Genomic DNA, 25,298 nt, shown 5'->3' on the forward strand with positions numbered 1-25,298 from the left:
TCCGGCAGACTCCCTGTGTCCCAAGGAGTAGAATTGTTGATTTTTTCACCCATCCATCAGCTCTTTTACGGCAAGAAAGGGATTTTGGGGCTACCAGTCAGAAACTGATAGGTGGTGTCTAGCATTTATACAACGGAAAGTTCGCCCACCACGGCTACTCTTATCATCCCCGCTTATTTCGATTCTATCATGGATTCGCTATCGCTCAATTTGCTTGCTGCTCGTTTTCATCCCGTCACTCATCCTGTAAACGGATAGAGTGCGGGACTTCCCACTCGTATTAGTTAAAACAATTGATTGCCAATTTTTTCCATTGTCGGGGATACTACAAGTACACAGGGGGTAATTGCTGTTTTAACTGCTGACACGGCAACGCCACAGGAAATATCTCCCGCACGCAGACGGTCTAGCAACTACTGCAACCGCTAAGAGGGTTAAGATGTTCTTAATTGCCGAAACCCTTGTGGTTGATTGCAATGAAAGGTCTTCCCTCGAACGTCTTCCCTCGAACGTTTTCCGTCTTCCCTCGAACGTTTTCCGTCTTCCGTCTTCCTTCTTTCGGTCAACTATCAACTATCAACTATCAACTGCCAACTGCCAACTGCCAACTGCCAACTGCCAACTGCCAACTGCCAACTGCCAACTATCAACTGCCAACTGCCAACTGCCAACTGCCAACTGCCAACTGCCAACTGCCAACTGCCAACTGCCAACTGCCAACTGTCAACTGTCAACTCTTCCTTCTATACAAACACAGGGGTTGCATCGGAAGCGAAAACCAGCGCGCTGGAAAAGCTGTAATTTTGTTACAAGTTGTAACTTTTTCAAATAACAGGTTAAATTTAGTTTCACAAGAAAGTTAAATTCCAGAAAGTAAAATTAATTACAGTCGAGTTAAGCTAAAAGTGTTTGCTAAAAAAAATCATTCAAGGAACCCAGAAACCAACAATTCTCACTTGACAGGTACGGGGGACGATCTCGCGGCCACGAAAGTTTCGTCCACCAAACAACAAGTCGAACAGGATTGGTATCGAACTGTCTACGATAATTTTCCGGGCATTTACTTCGTCCTAGACGCTTTGGGAAGAGTTTTTTCCCTCAATCAATTCGGCGAATCTCGCCTCGCCTACAGGTCGCAGGAATTAATTTGTCATTCAATTTTTAACATATTTTACTGCCAAGATCAAGGGAAAATGCAGTCAGAATTTGCGAGATTGGTTCACCCGACAAAAGGTACGTCAAATCCAAAAGTCGCCTGTTGGGAAGGCTGTTTGACTCGCAAAGACGGCAAAATTATGTGGGTAAAAGCAACGGCGCGCGCTTTGCCTGCGGTAGAATGGAAAATAGACGAAAATACCGATAGTCACTCAGTTGCCAATTTCCAACGGCCGGTGGTACTGTTAGTTTGCGAAGAAATTAAGGCCGCTGCGCCGGTAGCACCGCCGCCAAATTCTCAGGACAATTGGCGCCGTTCAACTTTGGCGATCGCAAAATTAGCCAAAAGTCAACTTAAAGAACGCAACAATATAGAAGAATTCATCCGCGAAGTCACGGAAACCGCTGTCAGTATTGTCAACTGCGATCGAGCCAGTATTTGGCTGTACGGGGAAGACAAAACCCAGCTTCACTGTATCGACTTTTACGAACAAAATACCAAACTCCATTCCGTACAAATAATCATCACAGCGGCCGACTGTCCGGCGTATTTTCAAGCCTTAAAATCCGTAAATGCGATCGCAACGGTGGCAGCCGAAAATGACCCGAGAACGCGAGAACTGGCAAGTCTTTATTTTGCAGATCGGGGTACGACTGCCCTGTTGAATGTACCGATTTTGCTGGCTGGTCAAATGGCTGGAATAGTCAGCGCTGAACGCCGGGGTTCCAGCATCCAGTGGACGGAAGAAGAACACGAATTAACTACAATCTTAGCAGAATTTGTATCGTCAAGTTTGTTGGCTAGCGAAAGCTTAAAATTAGAAGCTATGCGGCGCGAACAGCAGCAAAATATGCTGAGTCAATACTACGACCAACTAGAAGAAAGAGTAGAAAGACGCACGGCAGAACTTAAAAAAGCTAACAAAAAACTGGAACAAGAAATAATTAAAAGAAAACAAGTAGAAGCAGAAATGCGCCGCCAGCACCAAGAACAGCAAATTATTTTTGATTCGGTGCCGGCGATGATTTGGTACAAAGATACGGACAGCCGCTTGTTGCGAATTAATCAAGCCGCCGCTGCATCGAGAGGTTTGCCCGCAAATCAACTAGAAGGCAAATCTTTTTATGAAATCTATCCAGACGAAGCAGAACAATATTATTTAGAAGATTTAGAAGTCATCAATTCTGGCGTTCCCAAATTGGGAAAAGTCCAACTGCTGCCAACTGCCACCGGTCACAAATGCTGGGTGCGGACAGATACAATACCTTACCGCGACGAATCAGGTCAAGTGGCTGGCGTTATCGTGTTTGCAGTAGATATTACAGATTTAATTAGAGTCGAAAGAGAACTGCGAGAAAATCGCGCTCGCCTTACTGAAAAAGTTGAGAAACGTACTGCTATGTATCGGCAGGCAATGGCCGCTCTGTATTCGGCAAATACGCAAATGCAACAGCTAATGAACAACAGCTATGCCGGGGAACACGGTAGCAGCACAGCAGCACAATTGCTCGAATGCGAAGCTTATTTTGAAGCAGTTGCCGTGGCTGATCGCGACACAATTTTGAGCGTCAGCAGGGATTTTGCCGAACTGTTCGGTTACGAACCTGCGGAAATGGTGGGAATGAGTTTGCTGGAACTGCTGTCGCCAAAATCTTACAAAATGGCACCACAAATGATTTCTGCACCCAGCAATACAGTCTGCGAAACGATTTTTCTCAGGCGGGACGGGACTGCTTTTCCTGCTGACGTGCGTAGCAAATTTGTAGTTTGCGAAGGTCGTTTGGTGCAGGTTAAAGCAGTGCGAAATCTCACGGAACGCAAATTAATGGCAGCAGAATTAGAACGATCGCGCTCTTTGTTGCACGCTACTATGGAAGCGACGGCAGACGGCATTCTGGCTGTTACTAATGCCGGAGAATTGATTAGTTTTAATGAAAAGTTAGTTCAAATGTGGGGGATTCATGAAGAAGTTAGAAACTCACTGGATAGAACGGTGCGGCTGACGTTTCTCACTAAGCAAGTTAAAGATCCGAGGGATTTTTTACAGAGAGTGAGAGAAATTTATAGCGATGCGGAGTCCGAAGGCTGCGATATTCTCGATTTTAAAGACGGCCGGACTTTTGAGCGATACACGCAGCCGATTCGAGTCGGACAAAATATTATTGGCAGGGTGTGGCGCTTCCGCGATATTACTTCTCGCGAAAAGGTGACGGCAATGTTGGGAGATTCTCAACGGCGCTTTCGGGCAATTTTTGATTCTTCTTTCCAATTTGTTAGCTTGCTAAAACCGGATGGCATTTTGCTGGAATCTAACCAAACTTCTCTAGATTTCGCGGGAATTAAGCTGCGGGATGTGGCAAATCGACCGTTTTGGCAGGGGCCTTGGTGGGGAGTTTCTCCGGAAGTTCGGGAACAGTTGCAAGAGGCGATTTCTCGATCGGCAAAAGGTGAATTTGTCCGCTATGAAGTGGAGGTTCAAGGGGTAAACCGCACGGCAACTATCGATTTTTCTCTCAAACCGGTGGCAGACGAAACTGGTAAAATTGTCTTGCTGCTACCGGAAGGTCGAGATATTACTGAAAGCAAGCAGGTGCAAGTGGCTCTGCGCCAGCAAGTTGAGCGGGAACGCCTGATCGCCGAAATTCAATCTCGCATCCGTTCTTCTCTGGATCTCAAAGATATTCTTAAGACTACAGTAGCGGAAGTGCGGGAGTTTTTGGCGACGGATCGGGTGATTATTTTCCGCTTCCGGCCAGATTGGAACGGGGATGTGGTGGTGGAGTCGGTGGGCGCAGGATGGATGCCGCTGATGGGGATGGCGATCGAGGATTGCTGTTTTGCTAATACTTATGTGGGACAGTATTTAAAGGGCAGAATTCGCGCTGTAGAAAACATTCAGGCTTCTAATTTTGCCGAGTGCCACGTCAATTTTTTGGCCGAGTGTCAGGTGAAGGCGAATTTGGTGGTGCCCATCGTGCAGCAGGGAATCGAACACCGTGACGGCAATCCTTCTTGTCAAGTGCCGAAGTTGTGGGGTTTGTTGATTGCCCACCACTGTTCGGCGCCCCGCGAGTGGCAGCCGTTTGATATGGATTTGCTGAGTGAGTTGGCTACTCAAGTGGCGATCGCGATCGAACAATCTTTACTTTACCAGCAGTTAGCTGCTGCTAACCAGCGGTTGGACGGGTTGGCGAATTTGGACAGTCTGACTCAGCTAGCTAACCGCCGTCGGTTTGACGAGGTGATTAATCGGGAATGGGAGCAGTCGAGCACTGCGGAACCGCTATCTTTGATCATGTGCGATATTGACTGTTTTAAACTTTATAACGACAATTACGGCCACCAAGCTGGGGATGCTTGTTTGCAACAAGTCGCGCGGGCGATCGGGGATGCTTGCGCCCACGCACCCGCAGAACGCCTTTATTTAGCTGCTAGGTACGGTGGCGAGGAATTTGGGGTAATTTTGCCAAATACGGATATCGCCGCTGCACAGGCTTTTGCTGAGGGAATCCGCAGGCGCGTCAAAGCTTTGGCAATTCCCCACCTCAAGTCTGTTGTCACCGATTGTGTGACTCTCAGCATGGGGGTGGCGACGATTGCTGAAGGTCAAAATTCGCCGAAGATGCTGATTGAAGCTGCTGATAAGGCGCTGTATCGGGCTAAGTCTGGCGGGCGCGATCGAGTTAACAGTTGACAGTAGTCAGTAGTCAGTTGGCAGTTGGCAGTTGGCAGTTGGCAGTTGGCAGTTGACAGTTGGCAGTTGGCAGTTGGCAGTTGGCAGTTGAGGAATTACAAAAAAACGATCGCGCCAACCGGCATAAGGTTAGGGCGATCGCGGTACTATGAATCAGCATTTATATATCGGACTCGGCGCGGAATTTTTACGCATTTTCACGGATTTTGTTACAAAAATTTACTGAAGGTTGCGTACAAATATCTTGAAATCGCTTTTCTCTACCTGATATCTCTTTTTTTTTGAACCGCAGAGGGCGCAGAGGACACAGAGGAAGAGAAGGGAGAAAGAGTTCACAACTAATGACAACTGTCAACTGTCAACTGTCAACTGACTAACCTATTTAGCTAATAGTTTCTGAAACACCTCATACATATCTTTAGCCAACTGTTTGGGATTCCACAAAGGCGCAAGATTTTCAGACTGCTTAGACTTAATTAAATGCTCTTTCACCGCATTTCTCAAACCAGCATCGCGCCCAAACTTAACTCCCCACTGCGTGTATTCTTCCCAACTCCAAGCTGCACCCACATCGAGATTTGCACTTTTGAGAAAAGCATAACCCATTCGTGAAAGATATTGGTCGCCGGATCTCGTTACTACTGGCAAATTCGCCCACAAAGCCTCTAAATTGTGAGTCCCGCCGTTGTAAGGATAGGAATCTAACAACACGTCGGCTACATAATAAATAGCGCGATGTTCTTCTTCACTTCGGGTTTGGCCGATAAACTTAATCCGTTCAAAATCTACTCCCTGAATATCGCATTCTTCGCGGTATGTGCTATGAATTATATCCGGATCGCCTTGACCTTTGCGAATCAACATACTATCTGGTACTTGCTTAAGTATTCTAACTTGAGCTTGCACCATTTCAGGATTAGTTTTTCTGCCCGGAGCGACACAGAGATAAGCCATTTGATCCAAGCCAATCCCGAGGGCATTTCTAATCGCCTCTCGATTCACAGGAATGCTTTGCAGTTCGCCAATTGCTACCGAACAATTAGGCAATCTCACTAACTGTTCTAAGTAATTTTTGTCAACACCTGGGGGATGAGTGTGTTCGTCGCACAGAAAGTAGTGATTCTCCGAAATGTATGGCGCGTCGAACCCCAGCCAAGAAACGCAAATCCCCGCCGGATATTGGTACAAAACTTCGACATTTGTCGGTACTGTCATCGAGTCTAAGTCTATTAATACATCCAAATCGTCTTGGACTACTTCGGCGAAGATTTCGCCACCGTCAGCAAAACCGTTGGGATATTTTTTCGGCCAGTAAAACTTGCCGGCCATTTCTTCAAACCGCTGTGTAACTTCGTCTCGGTTGAGTTTACCTGTCACGTAAAGATGAACGTGGGGAGTGATGCGACTTAATTCGCGGATTAAGGCTTCGCTGCACCAGCCTACGGAGTGGCGGCGGAAGTGTTTGGAAAGGAAGCCGATTTTTAATGGCTGTTGTTTGGTTAAATAATTTGCGGATTTGATTCTGTTGGCTTGCTGTCGCTGCGGGACGGCTTTTTGGTAGTATTCTTTGGCAATTAGTCGGTAGAAACTGGCATTTTTTTCGCGGTTGTCTCGGAGGTGGGAAACTGCAAACAGGAAGATTTCGTAAAGCAGTTTGAGTTCGATGACGCTAAAGGTTTCGACTTTTTCGTAGCAGAGTTGTTCGATTTCTTCGAGTTTCTCAATTGCCTGTTTGCTGACTCCTGATTGGAGGTAGGAAAAGACGTAGGCTGTGGCTGACATGACTGGGGCATTTTCACCGCAGAATTCGCAGTATTTGTCGGCGACGCTGCGGGCTCTGGCTAGGTTGGTGGAGTGGCTTAGCAAGTCGCACAGTTGTTGGTGGGCTTCGCTGTATTTGGGGTTGCATTCGATCGCCTTTTCAAAATATGCGATCGCCTCCAACGGCTTATCTTGCTTCTGAATGTGTCCCATCCGGCAGTAAACCTCTGCCCAATCCGGTTTTAAGGCCAAAGCTTGCTGATAGCTGGCTAAAGCTTCTTCCAGCAGGCCCTGCATGGACAAACAACTGCCGATGTTAGCGTGAACTTCCGGCCAATCGGGCTTGATTTTCAGAGTATTTTGATAATTAGCAATCGCTGCTTCGTAGTTGTATTGCTGCATGAAAGAATTGGCTAAATTGAAGTGCAGCACTTCTAATTCGGGTTTTAAAGCAACAGCTTGCTGGTATGCGACGATGGCAGCATCGAGATTTCCTTGCTGCGATCGCGCGCTGGCGATGTTACCATAGGCCTCTGCCCAATCCGGTTTAATGGCGATCGCCTTTTGGTAGCTTTCGATGGCTTCGTCGCGCTTACCTTGACTAAACAGTCGGTTTCCTAAGTTGAAGTGGAAGTCGGCGCCGACAAGCTGCGGGTTGAGTTCGGATGTTCTCTGAAAACAGGCGATCGCAGCGTCGATGTTGCCATGTTTGTGATATACTTTGCCTAAATTCCAGTGAGCGCCCGCTAAATCTGGACTCAGGGCGATCGCTTGTTGGTAATGGGCGATCGCCTCTTCCAAACGACCCATTTTGAAATACATACTGCCGATGTTGGCGCGCACTTCCGCAAAATTTGGCTGCAATTCTAAGGCTTGAGAATACGATCGAATCGCAGCTTCCATTTTACCAACCGCTTGCAAAGCATTGCCTAAAGTTACATAAGCATGGGTATAATCAGGTCTAATTTTGATAGCTTGGTGGCACGCTGCGATCGCCTCTTGAATTTTCCCTTTAACTAAAAAGTTTTCTGCCAGTTTTTTGTACTGTTCTACTTCTTGAAAATTAGCAACTTGTGTGATATCTGGAACATTCAGCGAGGTAACTTGTTCGGAAACTTCAGCAGGGTTGGTAAACGGAGTATTTAAATTTTCAGGATTAGGTGCTGGTGGCAAATTGATACTCGAAGGCTGCAATCCATAGCCTTCATCTTTGTTGACAGATACTGGTTGTTGCTCGTCAGATTCTGTTTCTAATGCGAGAAATTTGCTATCGGTAGTTTCTTGCTGTTTTTGTGCGGTTAAACTGGATAAAATTTCCGCAGCGCTGGCATTTTCCGGTTGCAGTTGCAGCACTTTTTGACAGCAAGCAATAGCCGCATCTAACTTTCCTTGCTGCTGCAAAACGCTGGCTAGCATCAAATTCACCGAGCACAAACCGGGATTAATAGCAAGAGCTTGTTGGTAAGCCTTTGCCGCCTGTCCCAATTGCCCTAACTTGTAATACATACTGCCAAGATTCGCGCTGGCTTCTGCTAAATCCGGCTGAAGTTTTAAAGCTTGCAAATAAGCTTGAATTGCCATTTCTAGCTGGTTTTGGCCGTGCAGGGCATTGCCCGCTGTCAGGTACGCGGGAGCAAAATTCGGTTGAAATTTGATGGCGAGGTTGCATTGGGCGATCGCGCGATCGAATTCTCCTTGCAAAACATAAACTTCCGCCAACTTTTTATGAACTTCCGCATCTTTGGGATTGCACTCTAAAGCTTTCTGATAACTCTCGATGGCGCCACCGAGATCTCCTCTATCTTTCAGGCGATTTCCCTTGACAAAATATGTTTGAGCTGATTCTAAATCCACCAAAAACTCTTGGATCATTTGCTCTGCCACTCTTACAGGTTTTACACTAATACTATTCAGCCATTCTACCCACTCTCGGGCTCGCACAGACCAAGTAGACCCTCGATTGATATATTCTACCTGCTGTCTCAGATGAGTTTCAGCAATTGCACCGCCCGTACCCGTAAACTCTTTTAAAACTTCGACTGTCGCATCTAAAAACCGCCTTGTATATCCCTCCCAATCCGGTGTACCTGCACGCTTCCAATCAGTTACCGATGCCAAATTTTCCACCCCTGACATAGAAACTAGACGCGCAAATCCAGCCGTTGTTTCCGGCAAAGCTGCCAATTCACTCGTCACAATGCGGCAACCGCTAGCCATCGCCTCCATCACCGCAATCGATGACGTTTCTAAATAGCTATTCGGGTAAGCTAAAACCGCGACTGAACGCAGTTGCCGGACAAGTTCGGGTTGCGGTACCGAACCGACATACTCGACACCTTCTATTTCCTGACACTCTTCGTAAAGTTGATCGAAACAAAGCTGATTATCATTGTCGTCTATTTGGTGTACTTTCATGCTAGAAAATACTTTTAATCTGGTTCCGGGGACAGCTTGACGAATTTCGGGAAAAACATTTAATAAAATATCCAGTCCGCGAAATGGAGTGCTAGTGTAAGCTAGAATGGGCGGTCGAGATTTTTGAGATTGGATCGAAATATTATCGGCAAAAATGTTAGCAAAACAAGGTGCAATCGCATTTCTCAAAACACAACTACGATTTAAATCAATCCCAAAACAAGTATGAAATTGCTCGCGCTGCCAGTCGCTGACAAAAACAAAAGCATCACAAACATTAATTTCTTGAACATTCTGGAAATCTTGGAGAAAAACAAAGCCTGGTTCGTTATGAATCCACAAAATCAATTTAGTGTGCGCGCCCAAAAAAGGCTTAATTTCCAGTGCCTTACCAACTATATTGACTACAACCAAAAAATCGAGCGATCGCAATAATTCCAAATTAGCACTGTCCGCCACCCGCAGCCTGCAATCAACCCCGCGCCACATCCCCGGTTCCGAAGTATTGTTGAGTAGAAATACCTCATTTCCCAGGGCTGCCAACGCCTCAGCTAAATAACAAATAGCCGACTGAGTGCCGCCCAAAGGTTCGCGGTAAGGAGTTTCAATGTTGTAATCCCAAGTGTAGGTATCGAGAAATCCGATTTTCATTATGGCAATTATCCGCCGATTTGTGAACTAGATTTTTTAACCACAGAGGGCGCAGAGGGCGCAGAGAAGAAAGAGAGAATTTCCCACTTGAAACAATTTGCGAGTGCCGTCTCTTCTGCTTTTTCCTCTCTGCGTTCTCTGCGCTCTCTGCGGTTAAATAAATCCATAATAAATGGTATAATCTTAAAGCTATTGAGGATTACCGAACATGACCACAGAACAAGACCCCGTAAAATTGATGAAACAGCAAGTTGGCTTTGCTGCTGCCGATCGCGTAAAATCTGGTATGATTGTCGGACTCGGCACGGGGTCAACTACAGCTTATACTATTCAAGCATTGGGCGATCGCATAAAATCAGGCGAACTCAAAGATATCAAAGGAGTTCCCACATCCTTTCAATCAGAAGTATTAGCCAAACAGTACGGAGTACCGCTGACAACCCTCGACGAAATTGACAGAATTGACGTAGCCATTGACGGCGCTGACGAAGTAGATCCGCACCTCAACTTAATTAAAGGTGGTGGCGCCGCCCACACCCGCGAAAAAGTAGTCGATTGTCTCGCTGCTCAGTTTATTGTAGTAGTTGACAGTTCCAAAATGGTAGATAAATTGGGTTCGACTTTTCGCGTCCCCATCGAAGTTATACCGATGGCAATTACCCCCGTTACTCGCGCCATTGAAAAATTGGGCGGTAAACCAGAACTCCGCATGGGAATCAGAAAAGCAGGCCCGGTAATTACCGACCAAGGTAATATGGTAATCGACGTTCAATTTGATAACCTTGACAATCCTGCGGAATTAGAAAAAACTTTGAATAACATTCCAGGCGTGTTAGAAAATGGCTTGTTTGTCAATTGTACAGATTTGGTTTTAGTAGGCGAAATTAAGGACGGCAAACCTGTAGTGCGGGAAATTTCTAAATAGTTATAGTAGGGTGAATCAGGAAGGAAAAGTTTAGCAGTCTACTCAAGAATATTCAGCCTGAAGCACCCTACGGTTAATTAGCTACTCAAGCTTTTTATATCATGTCCGATCGATTAACCGCATTAAAATTCGTTCGTAGTGCGGACTTAAGTCCGTACTACAAACCGTTTTTGTTATGGCAATCAAGAGGACATGATATTACCAATTCCCAATTCCCAATTCCCAATTCCCAATTCCCAATTCCCAATTCCCAATTCCCAATTCCCAATTCCCAATTCCCAATTCCCAATTCCCAAAAAATTGCTATAATAGTATAAATTCGTATCTCTATTTTGATCGTGCAATATCGCAGATTCGGCCGCACAGAATTATCCATGCCCGTCTTTTCCTGTGGCGGCATGAGATATCACCACAAATGGCAAGATGTGCCAGCAAATGAGATTCCACCAGACAATCAACAAAATCTAGAATCGACAATTCGCTACTCAATCGAATGCGGTATCAATCACATAGAAACTGCTCGCGGTTACGGCACTTCTGAGATGCAGTTGGGGTGGATTTTGCCGCAGTTCCCTCGCGAAAAGTTGATAGTACAAACAAAAGTTTGTCCTCAAGCCAACTCCGAGGCATTTCGCGAAGAATTTGATAAATCCTTAGCTTATTTACAGCTAGAATACGTCGATTTATTTTCCATACACGGCATTAATACCTGGGAATTTCTAGAGGATTCTATGCGCCCGGGCGGCTGCTTGGATGTGGCAAAAAAATTGCAAGCAGAAGGCAAAGTTCGGTTTATTGGTTTTTCAACTCACGGCCCTACGGATGTGATTGTCAAAACTATTGAAACCAATCAATTCGATTATCTTAACTTGCACTGGTACTACATCAATCAAAATAATTGGCCCGCAATTGAAGCAGCCAAACGTCACGACATGGGCGTTTTTATTATCAGTCCTTCCGACAAAGGCGGTCAACTTTACAATCCGCCCCAAAAGTTGGTAGACTTGTGCTATCCGCTGAGTCCAATGGTGTTTAATGATTTATTTTGTTTGTCGCACCCGCAAGTACATACTTTGAGCGTGGGTGCAGCAAAACCTGAAGATTTTAACGAGCATCTAAAAGCTGTAGAATTGTTAGATAAAGCTGATGAAATTTTGCCGCCGATATTAGCAAGGCTGGAAAATGCAGCAATTGATAAATTAGGAGAAGATTGGTTTAAGACTTGGGACTTCGGTTTGCCAACTATCGAAAATACTCCCGGAGAGGTTAACATTCGAGTGATTTTGTGGCTGTGGAATTTGGCGAATGCTTACGATGCGATCGACTATTGCAAGATGCGCTACAACCTTTTGGGTAACGCCAGCCACTGGTTTCCGGGCAAAAAAGCCGATCGCCTCGACGAATTAGACTTGCGCCGCTGTCTCGCCCACAGCCCCCACGCTGCGAAAATTCCTAGTATATTGCAAGCAGCCGATCGACTTTTTGGAGGCGAAGCCGTGCAACGCTTATCCCAAGAATAATATAAAAAACCCGGTTTCGAGACAGAAACCGGGTTTGTGAGCCGGAACACGTGAGACTTATGCACGCGTACCTCATTAGCCTATACTTGAGTTGTTCTTACCAACATCACCCATCCTTCTCATCCATTCGGGCGATAAGTCAGTAGTCATTAGTCATTAGTCATTAGTCAGCTCGCGAAGCCGAAGGGTAGTGATTAGTCATTGGGTGCATCTGGCGCAAGGCAAATATATCCGTAGGGGCGAAGCATGACCGCAGTCAATATGAGATGATAACTAATAACTTATATGCGGTCATGCTTCGCCCTCTTCCTTGCGCCAGATGCACCCTTAGTCATTAGGAAAGAAGAAGATATACACAGCAAGCTTGAGCGCGAGTTGTATTTTAAGTTTAATTAGGTATATTTACGATTTTATAATTTTTTTCCCAACTTCCTCCCCTTTTGCTTTAATCTGAGATAAAACAGTTAATAATTCACTTAGGGATCTTTTATGACACTCCAACGCCGAGATTTCTTGTATTTGCTAACAGCCACCGTCGGAGCTATTACCGCAGGTGCTTGCCAAGCGTCAGGCAATAGTGTAGCGCAAGCAAGTCCATCCCCAGAAAGCCCAAAAATAGCCCAAACTCCCGGGCTTTTTACACTACCGCCTCTGCCTTACGAATACAACGCTTTAGAACCGCACATCGATGCGCGGACAATGCAATTTCACCACGACAAACACCACGCAGCTTACGTTAAAAACCTCAACGATGCTGTCAATAAATACCCGAATCTTAAAAACGTGAGTGTTGAAAATATGCTCAAAGACTTGAGCAAAGTGCCGGAAGATATTCGCACAACTGTACGCAATAATGGCGGCGGACACCTCAATCACAGTATGTTTTGGGAAATCATGAGTCCCAAAGGCGGCGGCGAACCCACAGGAGCAATTGCCACAGCAATTAAGCAAAATTTCGGCAGTGTTGAGGATTTTAAAGCCAAATTCAACGAGGCTGGTACTAAGCGTTTTGGCAGCGGTTGGGTGTGGCTAGTTCGCAATAAAGCTGGTAAACTTGAGATTACAACTACTGGCAATCAAGACAGTCCTTTCAGTGATGGCAACTATCCCATTATGGGCAATGATGTTTGGGAACACGCTTATTATCTCAAATACCAAAACCTGCGTGCAGACTACTTAAAAGCGTGGTGGAACGTGGTTAATTGGGCGGAAATTAACAAACGCTACGAAAAGGCGATCGGTTAGTTTAACAAAGATACAGTGGCGGTTGTTTCAACCGCTATTGTATCTAAAATGGCTTCCGCTAGCGAATCGGGCGATCGAGCTTCTGTACAGTTTTCCGCAAATAAAGGCAGTGGCGCGCGCCCTGACTCGCAGGCGTGGTGAATGATTCGACTGACTCAAGCGTACCGCCCAAACGCTCGATCGCACTTTGCAACTCTTCCTCTTCCTCTACCGTCCAATTTCCCCGGTAAAGTACCGCCAAACCGCCGTTTTTCAGGAAAGGTAGCGCGTATTTAGCGCACAGAGAAGCTGCTCCAACTGCCCTCAGAAATGCGATATCGTAAGCTTGTCTGTGCTGCGGTTGTCGGGCAATTTCATCGGATCTGCCCAGCAAAGTCGTAGCATTTTTGATCCCTAAAGACGGCAAAACCGTGTCCAAGAAAGTAATTTTCTTGCGAGTAGAATCCAGGAGAGTGACTGATAAATGTGGAAGGGCGATCGCGATCGGCAAACCAGGAAAACCCGCACCAGTCCCGATATCGATCGCTTTGAGCGGGGACTCAACGGGAAAATCGTTATTTTCCGGCGAATTGTGATTAACCGGCAGCAGTCTCGCAATTCCCCGCAGAGAATCCCACAAATGTTTTTCCCAAAACTCGATCGGCTCAATAATTCGAGTTAAATTCAAGGAACGATTGCCTTCAACAATTAACTCATAAAGCCGCTGAAATTGTTGCTGCTGCGACTCATCCGGCTCCCAATTCAGCGTTTTTTGCCACAATTCATTCATTTGGGGTAACATCATAATTTCTGTCTGGTTCATCTTCTAATAACCATCGAAAGAACTAATGACAAAGTTTGCGACTTCTTAACCTCGCACAACTGTCAACTGTCAACTGTCAACTGCCTACTGACTCACACAACTTGCTTCCTTAGCCTCTAACTTCGCGCGATCGACCTCCTGCAAATCCCCGTGATCTAACGTCCAAAACTTATCAGCAACGCTCAACAAATCGCTAGCATCGTGAGTAACAATCAACAAAGTCCAGTGATTTTTCAACTTACCCAACAAGCTTACCAACTGTCGGCGCATCGACCAATCCAAACCCGCCGTCGGTTCGTCCAAAAGTAGCAAATGCGGCTGGCGAATTAGCTGCACCGCCAGGGCCACCCGGCGCTGTTGTCCGCCACTTAAAGCGTGGGGAGAAGCGCGCAGCGGCAAATGTGCCAACCCAACTTCTTTCATCGCTGAGTGAATTTGTTCTTGTCCCAATTCGGGATGTCCCAGTCGCAATTCTTCTAAAATTGTCCCCCCACAAAAATGTCTTTCAGGAAACTGGAACACTAAACCTCCTAACTGTTGCAAGTGTTCCGGTGTTAATTCTTGTTCGCGCCAGCGGATGTCGCCGCTAGTTTTTTCTGCTAAACCTGCTAATATTTCTAAGAGCGTACTTTTGCCGGAACCGCTACGGCCGACAATCAGCCCCATTTGTTGCGATGGCAGTTCTAAGTTGATATTTTTTAGAATAGCATTGGGACAGGCTGTAGGATGATAGACTAAGTTTTTTAGATAAAGCATTAACGTAATTGGGAATTGGGAATTGGGAATTGGGAATTGGGAATGGGGAATTGGGAATTGGGAATTGGGAATCGTGTATACCTCAGATCCTGGTTGTGCTATTAATAGTTAAGGTTGTTTTTGGCTGGTGCCGATCGCCCAAATTTATTTTACATAAATCTTTACAAAATTTTCGGTTTTTTTCAGCCTTGGCGTTTGATTATTGACATTTTTTATGGTATATTTTGACAATGGAAATCTGTGCGCTCATATATATTAGAATTCACACTTCCATTATTAAAATATACCGCAAGAGCCACAAAAAATCAAGCAAATTTAACTCTTTTTTGCTAGCGGCCCGATAGTCTGAGAACGTAACTCTCTTGTTTCTAGTTTACAGTATATTTCATTGAGAGAATTGACTATGACGAAAAACCCTTTAGCATCGCTGGGCAAGCAAATGTTAAGTTACAAACAGACAGTACGGGCGATCGCCTGTGGAAGTGCGATCGCCCTGGGCATCTGCATAAACTCCGCAGTAGCAGGCGATCCCTTCCGCACGATCAACCAGCAGGCGATCGGGCCCAACACCGAAACCGCCTTCAAAACAATGTTTCAGCAAGGAAACTACAAACAAGCAAAAGCCCAAGTTCAACAAGCACTATCAGCAGAACCAAACGAACCCCTAGCCTATGCAATGGCAGCCTCATTATCCTACATCGAGCAAGACTTAAACTCGATGAATACCTACGCTCAAAAAACCCGCGAAGTCGGCGAAAAATTGACCAAAACTAACCCCTTGCGCGGCAACATTTACACAGCAGCAGGTCACTTTCTAGAAGGAGCAAATGCCATAGCCAAAGAAGGAACAGCCAAAGGCGCGCCCCAAGCACTCAACAAACTGCGAGTAGTATTTCAATACCTAGATGCAGCAGAAAAAATAGCGCCGAACGACCCAGAACTCAACCTGCTAAAAGGCTACATGGACTTAATGTTAGCCTCAAACCTACCCTTTTCCAACCCCAGCGACGCCATTAAACGACTGGAAGAAAAAGCCTCGCCCCGCTACTTAGCCTATCGCGGCATGGCCGTAGGCTATCGAGACTTAAAAAAATACGATCGCGCTTTAGAATTTGCCAACAAATCTCTAGCAGAAACACCCACCAACCCCGAAATCCTTTATCTCAAAGCACAAGTCTTATCTGCTCAAGCCAAGACTCAATCCAACAACAAAACCATACTTGAGGAAGCCCGAAAAAACTTCGACGCCGCCTTAGCAAAACCAGATCAACTACCGCGCAGCTTAGTAGCCGAAATCTTCTTTCAGCAGTGCAAAACTCGCAACCGTCTCGACAGCAAATCTCGTGATTGTGACCCGATGCGCGATAAAATTAGAGATGCAGATGGAGTCTGGGGGCCGACGGCTTTACCACCACTATAAACAGTTGACAGTTGACAGTTGACAGTTGACAGTTGACAGTTGACAGTACCATCTTGGCGGTTGTTATTAACAAGAGTAAAACTTGATGCAAGTACAGTTTCGCGAATTTAATCCCTTTGACCTCTGGATTTGGCTAAAATTCAGTAACGTGCCTTCAAACGGCGAAAAACAGTATGTAGAAGAAGTGTTTGATTCTTGGTTCTTTTTGGGAAAACTGGGAGGATTTAATGCTGAAAATTTGCAAGTTCAAGATGAAGGCTTAGACATCAGCGATATGAATTACGATGTTAATCTAGCCGACCAAAGCATGATGGCTTTGATGCACAATATGGGAGAAATGGAGTATGAAGGTTCTTGGGCTCGCTGCTGGTTTGATTTGGGGACTAGCGATGCTATCGGCATCGATGTTTTAATTAATGTTTTCCAGCAACTCAGCAAAGAATTTGTGACGATTGAAGAACTAATTATCGGCGGTGAAAATATAGACTGGCCCGTTGAAAATACGAGGAAGAGAGAGGGTTTTGAGCCGGACAATTAACCGTTAGCACGACACGGATGATACGGATAATGACTAGAAATCTCTCATGATTCTTGTGGAACAGGCAGGATGCCTGTTCAAAACTGGCTTTTTATGAGATGTCTAATGATTGATGACTCATGACTGAATGGCTATAGCACTTCTCAAAAAGGTGAGGTATGACTGACAGCTTATATAACCGCTAAACAAAGAGGGCCCAAGCCCAACAACATACCTCATCTTTCTGAGAACCGCTATATATTATGCAAGGTAAAATTCGTGTAATTGTTTTAGGATTAATTCGATCGGGCGTTAGCGAAGCCCTCGAAGAGGATCGCATTTTCGTTTCCCAATTCAAAGATCCGGTAAAACAAGACACATTGTATCGAGCTCTGGGTGGAGGCGTAGAATTCGGAGAACACAGCCTCGACGCTTTGCAAAGAGAATTTAAAGAAGAAATTAAAGCCGAGTTAACAAATATCAGATATTTAGCTTGTTTGGAAAACTTCTTTATTTTTAATGGTCAAGCTGGACACGAATTAATACAACTCTATCAGTGCGATTTTGTTGACTCCAAATTCTATGAATTAGCAAGTTTAGATTTTGTAGACGGTAACTTGAAATGTACCGCATTTTGGATGCCTGTTCACCGATTTCGTTCGGGAGAATTGCCGAAGACTGATAACTAAATCGATCCAAATCCCAACAAGCAAATACATTAGAAGCAATTTTTACTCAAAATATGTGCAGTAGGGGCGGGTTTTCTCCCAAATACTTTGCCACAATTCACAAAATAGATAAACCCGCCCCCTTTATTTTTGTCCGCGTTACCAGAAATAATTGGTTGAAAGCCTCTGGGTTTGGCGTAGAAATTAAAAGAAGACGATTCATTACTCCAATCCTCTTCCTTCCAGGAGGTAGAGATTGCTGTCAACTGTCAACTGTCAACTGTCAACTGTCAACTGAATGAACTTTCTCTACCTTACTCTGGGAAGCGTACCCAAAACCTGATACAGCAAAGAGTTAATGAAAGCGAGGGCTAGAGCACCAAGCAAAGCACTCCAAATTCCCCACCGCAATCTAAATCCTTCGACTAGCCAAGCCGCCAAGCCAAAGATAGCAGCGTTGATAACAATCATAAACAAACCAACAGTTACCAATAAAGCTGGAAAGCCCAAAACTACAAAAACTGGTCGCACTAAAGCATTCAGCAATCCAAAAACTGCCGCCGAAACCATCGCTTTGCCAAAACTGTCAATATCCACGCCTATGGGTAACTTGGAAATAATAAAAAAGCTCACAGATGTTACCAACCAAGCAATTACCAGCGAAACGATATCTATGTGCACGTGCTTATCTCCTTAAAAGACTAAACATTAAATCGGAACAACAGCACATCCCCCTCTTGTACAACATACTCTTTTCCTTCACTGCGAACTAAGCCTTTTTCCTTAGCTGCATTCATCGCACCGGTAGCCACCAAATCTTCATAAGCTACAGTTTCGGCCCGGATGAAACCCCGCTCAAAATCAGAGTGAATTACCCCCGCAGCTTGTGGCGCTAACATTCCTGCGATAATCGTCCAAGCGCGAGTTTCCTTCGGCCCGCTAGTGAAATAAGTCCGCAAACCCAATAATTCGTAAGTAGCTCGAATCAAAGATTTTAAGCCACCTTCTGTTACCCCCAGAGATTCGAGGAAATCAGCTCGTTCTTCCTCTGGTAGTTCTACCAATTCTGACTCAACTTGCGCCGAAACTATGACAACCTTAGCATTTTCTGCTTCTGCTATTTCCCGGACTTGTTCGACATAGCTATTTCCGGTTCCCAATTCGTCTTCAGACACGTTCGCTGCATAGATGATCGGCTTGTTTGTTAACAATTCTAAACCTTTAACTAATTCTGCTTCTTCGTCAGTTAAACTGGTCTGGCGTACTGGTTTTTCTGCATTCAAAACCACGACCAATTTTTCAAGGACGTTTACTTCTGCTTGAGCTTCCTTGTTGTTGCGGGCTTGTTTGCGAGTGCGATCGAGTCGGCGTTCAATTTGAGCTAAATCTGCTAAAATTAATTCGAGATTGATAATGTCAATATCTCGCTGGGGATCGACAGAACCGGAAACGTGAATGATATCATCATTGTCAAAACAGCGGACAACATGGACGATCGCATCTACAGCCCGAATGTGAGACAAAAACTGATTTCCCAGCCCTTCGCCCTGACTCGCACCCTTCACCAAACCTGCAATATCGACAAACTCCATCCGCGTGGGCACAGTTTGCACAGAATTGGAAATATTGCTCAGCACCTTCAACCGTTCGTCGGGTACTGCCACGATACCGGTATTTGGCTCGATCGTACAAAAAGGAAAATTAGCAGCAGTCGCCTTGGCATTAGCCACCAAAGCATTAAACAGAGTAGATTTGCCAACATTAGGCAGTCCGACAATTCCGGCGGTAAGCATAGCTATTTAGAAACATATCACTGTTTCAAAATATCATAAGTATCCGCAATATATTGGACAAGCCACCCCAAATCTCAAGCCTGTGTTCGGCTAAATATCTAACTTGAGGTAGATGGCTGAACGGTTCACAAGTGGTTTCCCAAAAAAGCGATCGCCCGAAACCTCTCCCTGTCCCTTATTTATCAACAAATTGGGTCCTGGGCAAGAAACTCGGTTTGGGCGATCGACCTTACAAATTCTGTTAAACTTCCCGAAGCACTAAAACATAATTTAGATTGGTTCAGGGATTGTCTGAGGAATAGGCCCCGGAACTGTTTGAGGAATCGGAGAAGGCACAGTTTCCGGCACCGGTTCAGGAATTGGCTGCGGAATTGGCGCAGGTACCGGTTCCGGTACTATCCCGGGAATCGGTTCGGGAACGGGGCCAGGCACCGGTGGCGATGCCGGTATAATAGTCGGCAGCCCGGGTTCGGTACCGGGAATCTGTGGCCCGGGAAACGGATCGGAAGTGGGATAAATCATGTTAGTGTTTAGCTCAGCTAATAGAGATGTTAAAAAAACAATTGGTCACCAATTCCAGTTATCTTTTAAAACAAAAACAACCGATTTGTGGTATTGGTTAATTAGAGTTGACAGACTTGAAAAACACCTTAAATTTATCTGCGTCTATCTGCCTTCATCTGCGGTTTTACTCTCAATCAAATATTTATGAGCTAGTTTATTATATTAAAATCAAAACAGTGGCTAACACATCTATCTAAATACCGAAAATTAACTGTTATGTCCGCCTAAAATTATGCCTTGAGTATTAGGGAATATCCCAAGCCAGATCCAGTGAGTCATCCCCAATCTCAAATCTCAAATCTCAAATCTCAAATGGTATAGCGGTTCTCGAAAAAATGAGCTATGCCCAATGCCCAATGCCCAATGCCCAATGCCCTATGCCCAATGCCCTATGCCCACGACTACTTGATCTTTCTGAGAAAGGCTATATAAGCGTGTCAGTACCAAACCCTCAACAACAAACTCCCCTATTAGATGCGCTGCGCGATCGCACAAACCACCATCACAGCCCATTCTACGCCCCCGGACACAAACGCGGACAAGGCATTTCAGGGCCGTTAGTTGACTTATTCGGTGCCGCAGTATTTCGCTCAGATTTGCCCGAATTGCCAGAATTAGACAATCTCTTCAACCCAGAGGGCGTAATTGCCGAAGCTCAAAATTTAGCTGCTTCGGCTTTTGGCGCCGAACATACTCGGTTTTTAGCAAACGGTTCGACTTGCGGAATCATGGCGGCAATTGTCGCGACTTGCGGGCCGGGAGATAAAATTATCTTGCCTCGAAACATCCATCAATCGGCAATTTCTGGTTTGATTTTATCCGGTGCAATTCCCATTTTTGTCAATCCCGAATACAACCCGGATTGGGATATTGCCAACAGCATCACCCCAGAAGCAGCAGCAGCAGCCCTAAAACAACATCCCGACGCAAAAGCAGTAATGGTCGTCTACCCTACTTATCACGGCGTTTGTGGAGATTTGCGGGCGATCGCCAAAATTACCCATCAATACAACATCCCGTTATTAGTAGACGAAGCCCACGGCGCCCACTTTAACTTTCATCCAGACTTACCAGAACCAGCCCTATCCGCCGGGGCAGATTTAACAGTACAATCAATCCACAAAACCCTCGGTGCAATGACTCAAGCATCGATGTTGCACGTCAAGGGCGATCGCATAGATATTAAAAAATTAAATAGGGCATTGCAGCTTGTACAATCCACCAGTCCCAGCTACTTATTATTAGCATCATTAGACGCCGCCCGCCAACAAATCGCACTCCACGGGAAGGAGTTAATGATGCAAACTTTAGATTTAGCTGCAAAAGCGCGATCGCACATTAGTCAAATTCCCGGCTTATCAGTTTTAGAACCGTTAAATACGCCCGGTTTTGTCGCACTAGACAGAACCAGGCTAACAGTAAAAGTATCCGATTTAGGAATAACAGGATTTGCGGCTGATGAAATTCTCCACTCGCAACTCGCAGTCACCGCAGAATTACCAATGCCGCAGCATTTAACATTTATTATCAGCTTGGGAAATACAGCATCAGATATTGACAATCTGGTTAAAGGTTTCCAGAATTTAACTCACAATTTAGGAGGCGGGCACGGGGACGACGCCGGTACAACCGGGGGCGGGCAAGATGCCCACCCCACAAGAAAATTCACTCTTTGTGGAACAGGCATCTTGCCTGTTCTTGAGAATGGTGCAAGATCTCTGTTAGGATTTCCCACTCCCTCTCTCTGCCCCCGCGAGGCCTTTTTTTCCCCGGCGGAAACCGTAGGAATAGACCAAGCAGTCGATCGACTCAGTGCCGAACTCATCTGTCCCTACCCGCCAGGAATACCAGTTTTGATGCCCGGTGAAATCATTACCTCACAAGCCCTTGACTACCTGCAACACATCCTTGCAGCCGGCGGCAAAATCACAGGTTGCAGCGATCCCCGCCTCCAAACTCTCAGGGTTGTGCGAAAGTAAATATTAAGACTTGGGGATAGTGGGAAATGAGGGATAGTAGGAAATGGGAAAAATCTTCCCTCTTCCCTTTTCCCTCTTCCTTCTTCCTTCTTCCTTCTTCCTTCCATTAAAAATACAACTATGCTTTGGCCCTACGTCACTCCTGGTATCCCAGACGATTTATTTGAACGTTTACCGGGAATTCCCATGAGTAAGCGAGAAGTCCGACTGCTGTTACTCTCCCACCTGCGGCTGCAAGCAGATTCAGTGGTGTGGGACATCGGTGCAGGTACTGGTACCATCGCCGTAGAAACAGGTTTGCTGTGTCCCAAAGGTCGCATTATCGCCATCGAAAGGGATGAAGAAGTAGCAAGCTTGATTCGCCGAAATTGCGATCGATTCGAGATCAAAAACGTAGAAGTCATTGAAGGTAGCGCCCCTGAATGCCTCGAAAATCTCCCCGAACACCCCCACCGAGTCTGCATCGAAGGAGGGCGCCCGATTAAAATGATTCTCAAGGAAGTCTGGCGACACTTGCGCCCACAGGGTCGAGTTGTCGCCACAGCCTCGAATTTAGAGAATCTTTACGCCCTTTCCGAAAGCTTCGCCGAGTTGCAAGTCCGCAACATCGAGGTAGTCCAGTCCGCCGTCAACCGCTTGGAGACTCGGGGCTTGAGTCAAACCTTTGCCGCCGTCAATCCCATCTTTATTCTCAGCGGTGAAAAGTTGGATTAGTCGTTAGTCATTAGTCATCAGTCATTAGTCCTTAGACGGAAATATTCCCACACCACATCAAAGATGGTGATGTGGGCCCGGAGGCTGTATCACTGAGAATCAAACATTAAATGCAATTCTTAACCTTTTTTACGTTAGCTTAACGTTCATAATACTTATAATAAGGCCGACCTTAGCTGGAGCGATCGCCTGAGTTGAAATTTTGGATCGCCGGTTGAGGATGGGGGACGAACCTGTGCCTTAACCATCCTTGTATCCTTGTATCCTTGTATCCTTGCATCCCAAATCGACCGAGCCCGCCCAAAAAACAAAATTTTAGACCATAGTTCCAACCCCCAGATTCATCTGTGGACTAAATCTAAAATCTAAAATCTAAAATCTAAAATCTAAAATCGACTGACCTGCCGTCTCCTGTGAGAAATTCATTTTATGCCTTGGTCTCGTATCCTGAGTGGAATAGTTGCGATCGTCCTTGCTTTGGGAATGATTATTATGGGGGGATGGTACTTCACCCTCGGCTTTGGCGTCATCGTGTACCTAGGTCAATTGGAATATTTTCAGTTAGCCCGAGCTAAGGGCATTGCACCTGCTGGCAAAACCACCTTAGTTGTCAGTCAAATTCTGCTGATTACTGCCGCCCTGGCGCCTCAACTCGTAGACGCCATGTTCCCCTTAGCCGGAACTTTCATCTGTTTCTATCTGTTGTTCCAACCGAAGTTATCGACGATCGCCGATATTGCCGCTTCTATTTTAGGATTGTTCTACGGCGGCTATTTGCCCAGCTATTGGATACGGCTGCGAGTCGGACTCGATCCTGCCAATGTGGCTACAACCCAATTTTCGCAATTAGTAGCAAGCAATTTGCCCGTTAACATTTACTCGTCCCAGTCTTGGACAAGTTCCAGCAGCATATCTTTAGGATTGACTTCGCTGCTGGTGGCTTTCCTCTGCATCTGGGCCGCTGACATTGGCGCTTATTTTGTCGGCAAATTCTTCGGCCGCACTAGCCTCTCCCACATCAGCCCTAAAAAAACCGTTGAAGGTGCCGTATTTGGAGTTTGCGGCAGTATCGCCGTGGCCGCCGCCTGGTCTTGGTATTTACAATGGCCGGGGTGGCCGTATACTGGGGCAGCTTTTGGTCTGTTGATTGGCGTTGCTAGCTTGTTGGGAGATTTAACTGAGTCGATGATGAAACGAGACGCCGGCGTTAAGGATTCGGGACAGTTGATTCCCGGTCACGGCGGCATTCTCGATCGCACTGACAGTTATGTTTTTACCGCACCCTTAGTCTACTATTTTGTGACTTTGTTATTGCCCGCGATCGACTCTTTTTTAATTAATCCGTAATTGGGAATTGGGAATTGGGCATCGGGCATCGGGCATCGGGCATCGGGCATATGAATTTGGAGGCAGATCAGAGCGTTCGGGTATGTATTCCCAGGCTCTTCCTGGGAACCAGTTACAGCCAACAAACAACAGACAACAGTCAACAGACAGGGAGCATCTCAGTTTTGCGGGTGCATCTCAATGCAAGCAAATATGTTTGTATGGGCTATAGCATGACCGTAGTCAATATGGGATTATAACTAATAACTTATATACGGTCATGCTTCGCCCTCTTCAAAAACCAGATGCACCCAGTTTTGCATTTATAATAGAGCGTCCCCGCTCGCGAGTACAATACGCGAACTCTTAAGCTCGTACTATTTTGCATTTATATTGCGAGCTTAAGAGCTCGCGAGGACAATACGCGATCTCTTAAGCTCGCAATATAATAAAAAAAATGCTTTTTACAAAAATGAGATGCTCCCCAACAGATAACAAACAACAAACAACAAACAACAGCCAACAAACAACAAATAACTAAGGCAAAACTCGAATTCCACCCCGACAAACAATCTCCCCCGGACTCAAAATCAACTCATCAATTGCAACTTCCTGTCCGAAATCAATTTTAAAATCCTTGAAATCACTGCTCTTGATTTCTCCATTGACTTCGATTTCCGGTACTTCAAACATCAATTCGCGACCGCTAGCAATCCGCAAACCAGTCCGCAATACAACAGGAATTTGCGTACCCCCAGCGCGCAAAATTGTCGCCACCAGCGTCAACTTCCCCGCCTCAATTTCGATCTGCGAATTTTCCAACTTCAGCGACTTTTCGCTATCTGTCAGCGGCAACATTGGCAGCAAAAATTCACTCAAAGCATCCGCCAGCAAAGGCGCTTTCAGGGACGCATTCAAATCCGCTTGAGAGAGCCTCAAAACGCCAGTCACGGGAACCGATTCGAGCAGGCGCAGTGGTTTGCCTTTGAGAGCTTGACCGAGGTTGATGCGAATCCCACAGCCCTCTAGGGCAACCTCTGTTAGGTGTAATCCTTTATACACGGCACCGCGAGCCGCTGCCGTTACTTTGGGGATTGCACCGCTGAAAATTTGTCGATCGCTCCCCTCAATTTTCACCTTCAACTCATCAACCTGCTGAACTTGCGATCGCAGCAACAACTGCACCGCCGGAGACAGCACCGAACTTGCGATCCGGCTGCCTTGGCTCGGCGGCGGTGTCTCCCCTTCCTCGTCGAGGTTGGCAGTCCCACCAGAGCTGGCCGCAGTAGCTATATTGTCAAATAAAAGAGAGTGGCGATCGACAGTCATAAACAATTTGAAAATTACAAACCTTAATATTCAAACACAAAAATTTAACTATTAACGAGCGCA

19 protein-coding genes are annotated in these 25,298 nt (G+C 45.8%); 10 read left to right on the forward strand and 9 right to left on the reverse strand.

What is annotated here, in order from left to right:
- Window positions 1-569: 569 nt before the first annotated feature.
- A complete protein-coding gene (locus tag JGK36_RS29845; RefSeq protein WP_293198533.1) occupies window positions 570-734 on the reverse strand; it encodes a hypothetical protein in 165 nt (54 codons plus the stop codon).
- A 171-nt stretch (window positions 735-905) separates the two neighbouring features.
- Between JGK36_RS29845 and JGK36_RS29850 the strand changes: the two genes are divergently transcribed.
- Window positions 906-4,850, forward strand: a complete 3,945-nt coding sequence (locus tag JGK36_RS29850; protein ID WP_293180228.1) for a PAS domain S-box protein — start codon at window positions 906-908, stop codon at window positions 4,848-4,850.
- A 378-nt stretch (window positions 4,851-5,228) separates the two neighbouring features.
- On the opposite strand, the gene JGK36_RS29855 is transcribed toward JGK36_RS29850, so the two are convergent.
- On the reverse strand, window positions 5,229-9,677 hold the full coding sequence (locus tag JGK36_RS29855; RefSeq protein ID WP_293198536.1) for a tetratricopeptide repeat protein: 4,449 nt from the start codon (window positions 9,675-9,677) through the stop codon (window positions 5,229-5,231).
- Window positions 9,678-9,885: 208 nt separating this feature from the next.
- Here JGK36_RS29855 and rpiA point away from each other — a divergent pair, with 208 nt between their 5' ends.
- Entirely contained in the window at window positions 9,886-10,602 is a 717-nt protein-coding gene (gene rpiA / locus JGK36_RS29860; RefSeq protein WP_293180219.1) for a ribose-5-phosphate isomerase RpiA, read from the forward strand.
- A 157-nt stretch (window positions 10,603-10,759) separates the two neighbouring features.
- Here the strand turns inward: rpiA and JGK36_RS29865 are convergent, their stop codons facing one another.
- Window positions 10,760-10,978 (reverse strand): hypothetical protein, encoded by a 219-nt coding sequence (locus JGK36_RS29865; protein WP_293201264.1) that lies wholly within the window; start codon window positions 10,976-10,978, stop codon window positions 10,760-10,762.
- Here JGK36_RS29865 and JGK36_RS29870 point away from each other — a divergent pair.
- Entirely contained in the window at window positions 10,977-12,122 is a 1,146-nt protein-coding gene (locus JGK36_RS29870; protein WP_293180213.1) for an aldo/keto reductase, read from the forward strand. The genes JGK36_RS29865 and JGK36_RS29870 overlap by 2 nt on opposite strands.
- A 489-nt stretch (window positions 12,123-12,611) precedes the next feature.
- Entirely contained in the window at window positions 12,612-13,367 is a 756-nt protein-coding gene (locus JGK36_RS29875) for a Fe-Mn family superoxide dismutase (protein WP_293180210.1), read from the forward strand.
- A 58-nt stretch (window positions 13,368-13,425) separates the two neighbouring features.
- Here JGK36_RS29875 and rsmG read toward each other — a convergent pair whose 3' ends face one another.
- Window positions 13,426-14,151 (reverse strand): 16S rRNA (guanine(527)-N(7))-methyltransferase RsmG, encoded by a 726-nt coding sequence (rsmG, locus tag JGK36_RS29880; protein ID WP_363319733.1) that lies wholly within the window; start codon window positions 14,149-14,151, stop codon window positions 13,426-13,428.
- A 102-nt stretch (window positions 14,152-14,253) separates the two neighbouring features.
- Window positions 14,254-14,925 (reverse strand): ABC transporter ATP-binding protein, encoded by a 672-nt coding sequence (locus tag JGK36_RS29885; RefSeq protein ID WP_293147764.1) that lies wholly within the window; start codon window positions 14,923-14,925, stop codon window positions 14,254-14,256.
- Between the two features lie 403 nt (window positions 14,926-15,328).
- Between JGK36_RS29885 and JGK36_RS29890 the strand changes: the two genes are divergently transcribed.
- The 3 genes from JGK36_RS29890 (at window position 15,329) to JGK36_RS29900 (ending at window position 17,551) form a co-directional block, all read left to right on the forward strand.
- Complete coding sequence (locus tag JGK36_RS29890; protein WP_293198542.1) at window positions 15,329-16,345, forward strand: Sll0314/Alr1548 family TPR repeat-containing protein; 1,017 nt, start codon at window positions 15,329-15,331, stop codon at window positions 16,343-16,345.
- A gap of 85 nt (window positions 16,346-16,430) precedes the next feature.
- Window positions 16,431-16,883, forward strand: a complete 453-nt coding sequence (locus JGK36_RS29895) for a DUF3531 family protein (RefSeq protein ID WP_293198544.1) — start codon at window positions 16,431-16,433, stop codon at window positions 16,881-16,883.
- A 239-nt stretch (window positions 16,884-17,122) separates the two neighbouring features.
- On the forward strand, window positions 17,123-17,551 hold the full coding sequence (locus tag JGK36_RS29900) for an NUDIX domain-containing protein (RefSeq protein ID WP_293201267.1): 429 nt from the start codon (window positions 17,123-17,125) through the stop codon (window positions 17,549-17,551).
- A 288-nt stretch (window positions 17,552-17,839) separates the two neighbouring features.
- Here JGK36_RS29900 and JGK36_RS29905 read toward each other — a convergent pair whose 3' ends face one another.
- From JGK36_RS29905 to JGK36_RS29915, 3 genes are all read right to left on the reverse strand, one after another.
- On the reverse strand, window positions 17,840-18,205 hold the full coding sequence (locus JGK36_RS29905; RefSeq protein ID WP_293147768.1) for a phage holin family protein: 366 nt from the start codon (window positions 18,203-18,205) through the stop codon (window positions 17,840-17,842).
- A 26-nt stretch (window positions 18,206-18,231) separates the two neighbouring features.
- Window positions 18,232-19,323 (reverse strand): redox-regulated ATPase YchF, encoded by a 1,092-nt coding sequence (gene ychF, locus JGK36_RS29910; protein ID WP_293180201.1) that lies wholly within the window; start codon window positions 19,321-19,323, stop codon window positions 18,232-18,234.
- Window positions 19,324-19,593: 270 nt separating this feature from the next.
- On the reverse strand, window positions 19,594-19,845 hold the full coding sequence (locus JGK36_RS29915) for a gamma-aminobutyric acid A receptor, epsilon-like protein (RefSeq protein WP_293180198.1): 252 nt from the start codon (window positions 19,843-19,845) through the stop codon (window positions 19,594-19,596).
- Window positions 19,846-20,321: 476 nt separating this feature from the next.
- On the opposite strand from JGK36_RS29915, the gene JGK36_RS29920 reads away from it, so the two are divergent.
- The 3 genes from JGK36_RS29920 to JGK36_RS29930 all read left to right on the forward strand — a co-directional run bounded on the left by JGK36_RS29920 (window position 20,322) and on the right by JGK36_RS29930 (window position 23,927).
- A complete protein-coding gene (locus tag JGK36_RS29920; RefSeq protein WP_293180195.1) occupies window positions 20,322-21,866 on the forward strand; it encodes an aminotransferase class I/II-fold pyridoxal phosphate-dependent enzyme in 1,545 nt (514 codons plus the stop codon).
- A 120-nt stretch (window positions 21,867-21,986) separates the two neighbouring features.
- Window positions 21,987-22,580 carry a precorrin-6Y C5,15-methyltransferase subunit CbiT gene (gene cbiT / locus JGK36_RS29925; RefSeq protein WP_293147744.1) on the forward strand — a complete coding sequence of 198 codons (594 nt, stop codon included), beginning with the start codon at window positions 21,987-21,989 and terminating at the stop codon, window positions 22,578-22,580.
- A 429-nt stretch (window positions 22,581-23,009) separates the two neighbouring features.
- A complete protein-coding gene (locus tag JGK36_RS29930; RefSeq protein ID WP_293192839.1) occupies window positions 23,010-23,927 on the forward strand; it encodes a phosphatidate cytidylyltransferase in 918 nt (305 codons plus the stop codon).
- Between the two features lie 516 nt (window positions 23,928-24,443).
- On the opposite strand, the gene JGK36_RS29935 is transcribed toward JGK36_RS29930, so the two are convergent.
- Window positions 24,444-25,235: a DUF2993 domain-containing protein gene (locus JGK36_RS29935; RefSeq protein WP_293192841.1), complete on the reverse strand. Its 792-nt coding sequence runs from the start codon at window positions 25,233-25,235 to the stop codon at window positions 24,444-24,446.
- Window positions 25,236-25,298: the final 63 nt, after the last annotated feature.

Origin of the sequence: Microcoleus sp. PH2017_35_SFW_U_B, from assembly GCF_020737865.1 — a bacterium.
In the GTDB taxonomy this organism is placed as follows: Bacteria; Cyanobacteriota; Cyanobacteriia; order Cyanobacteriales; family Microcoleaceae; genus Microcoleus.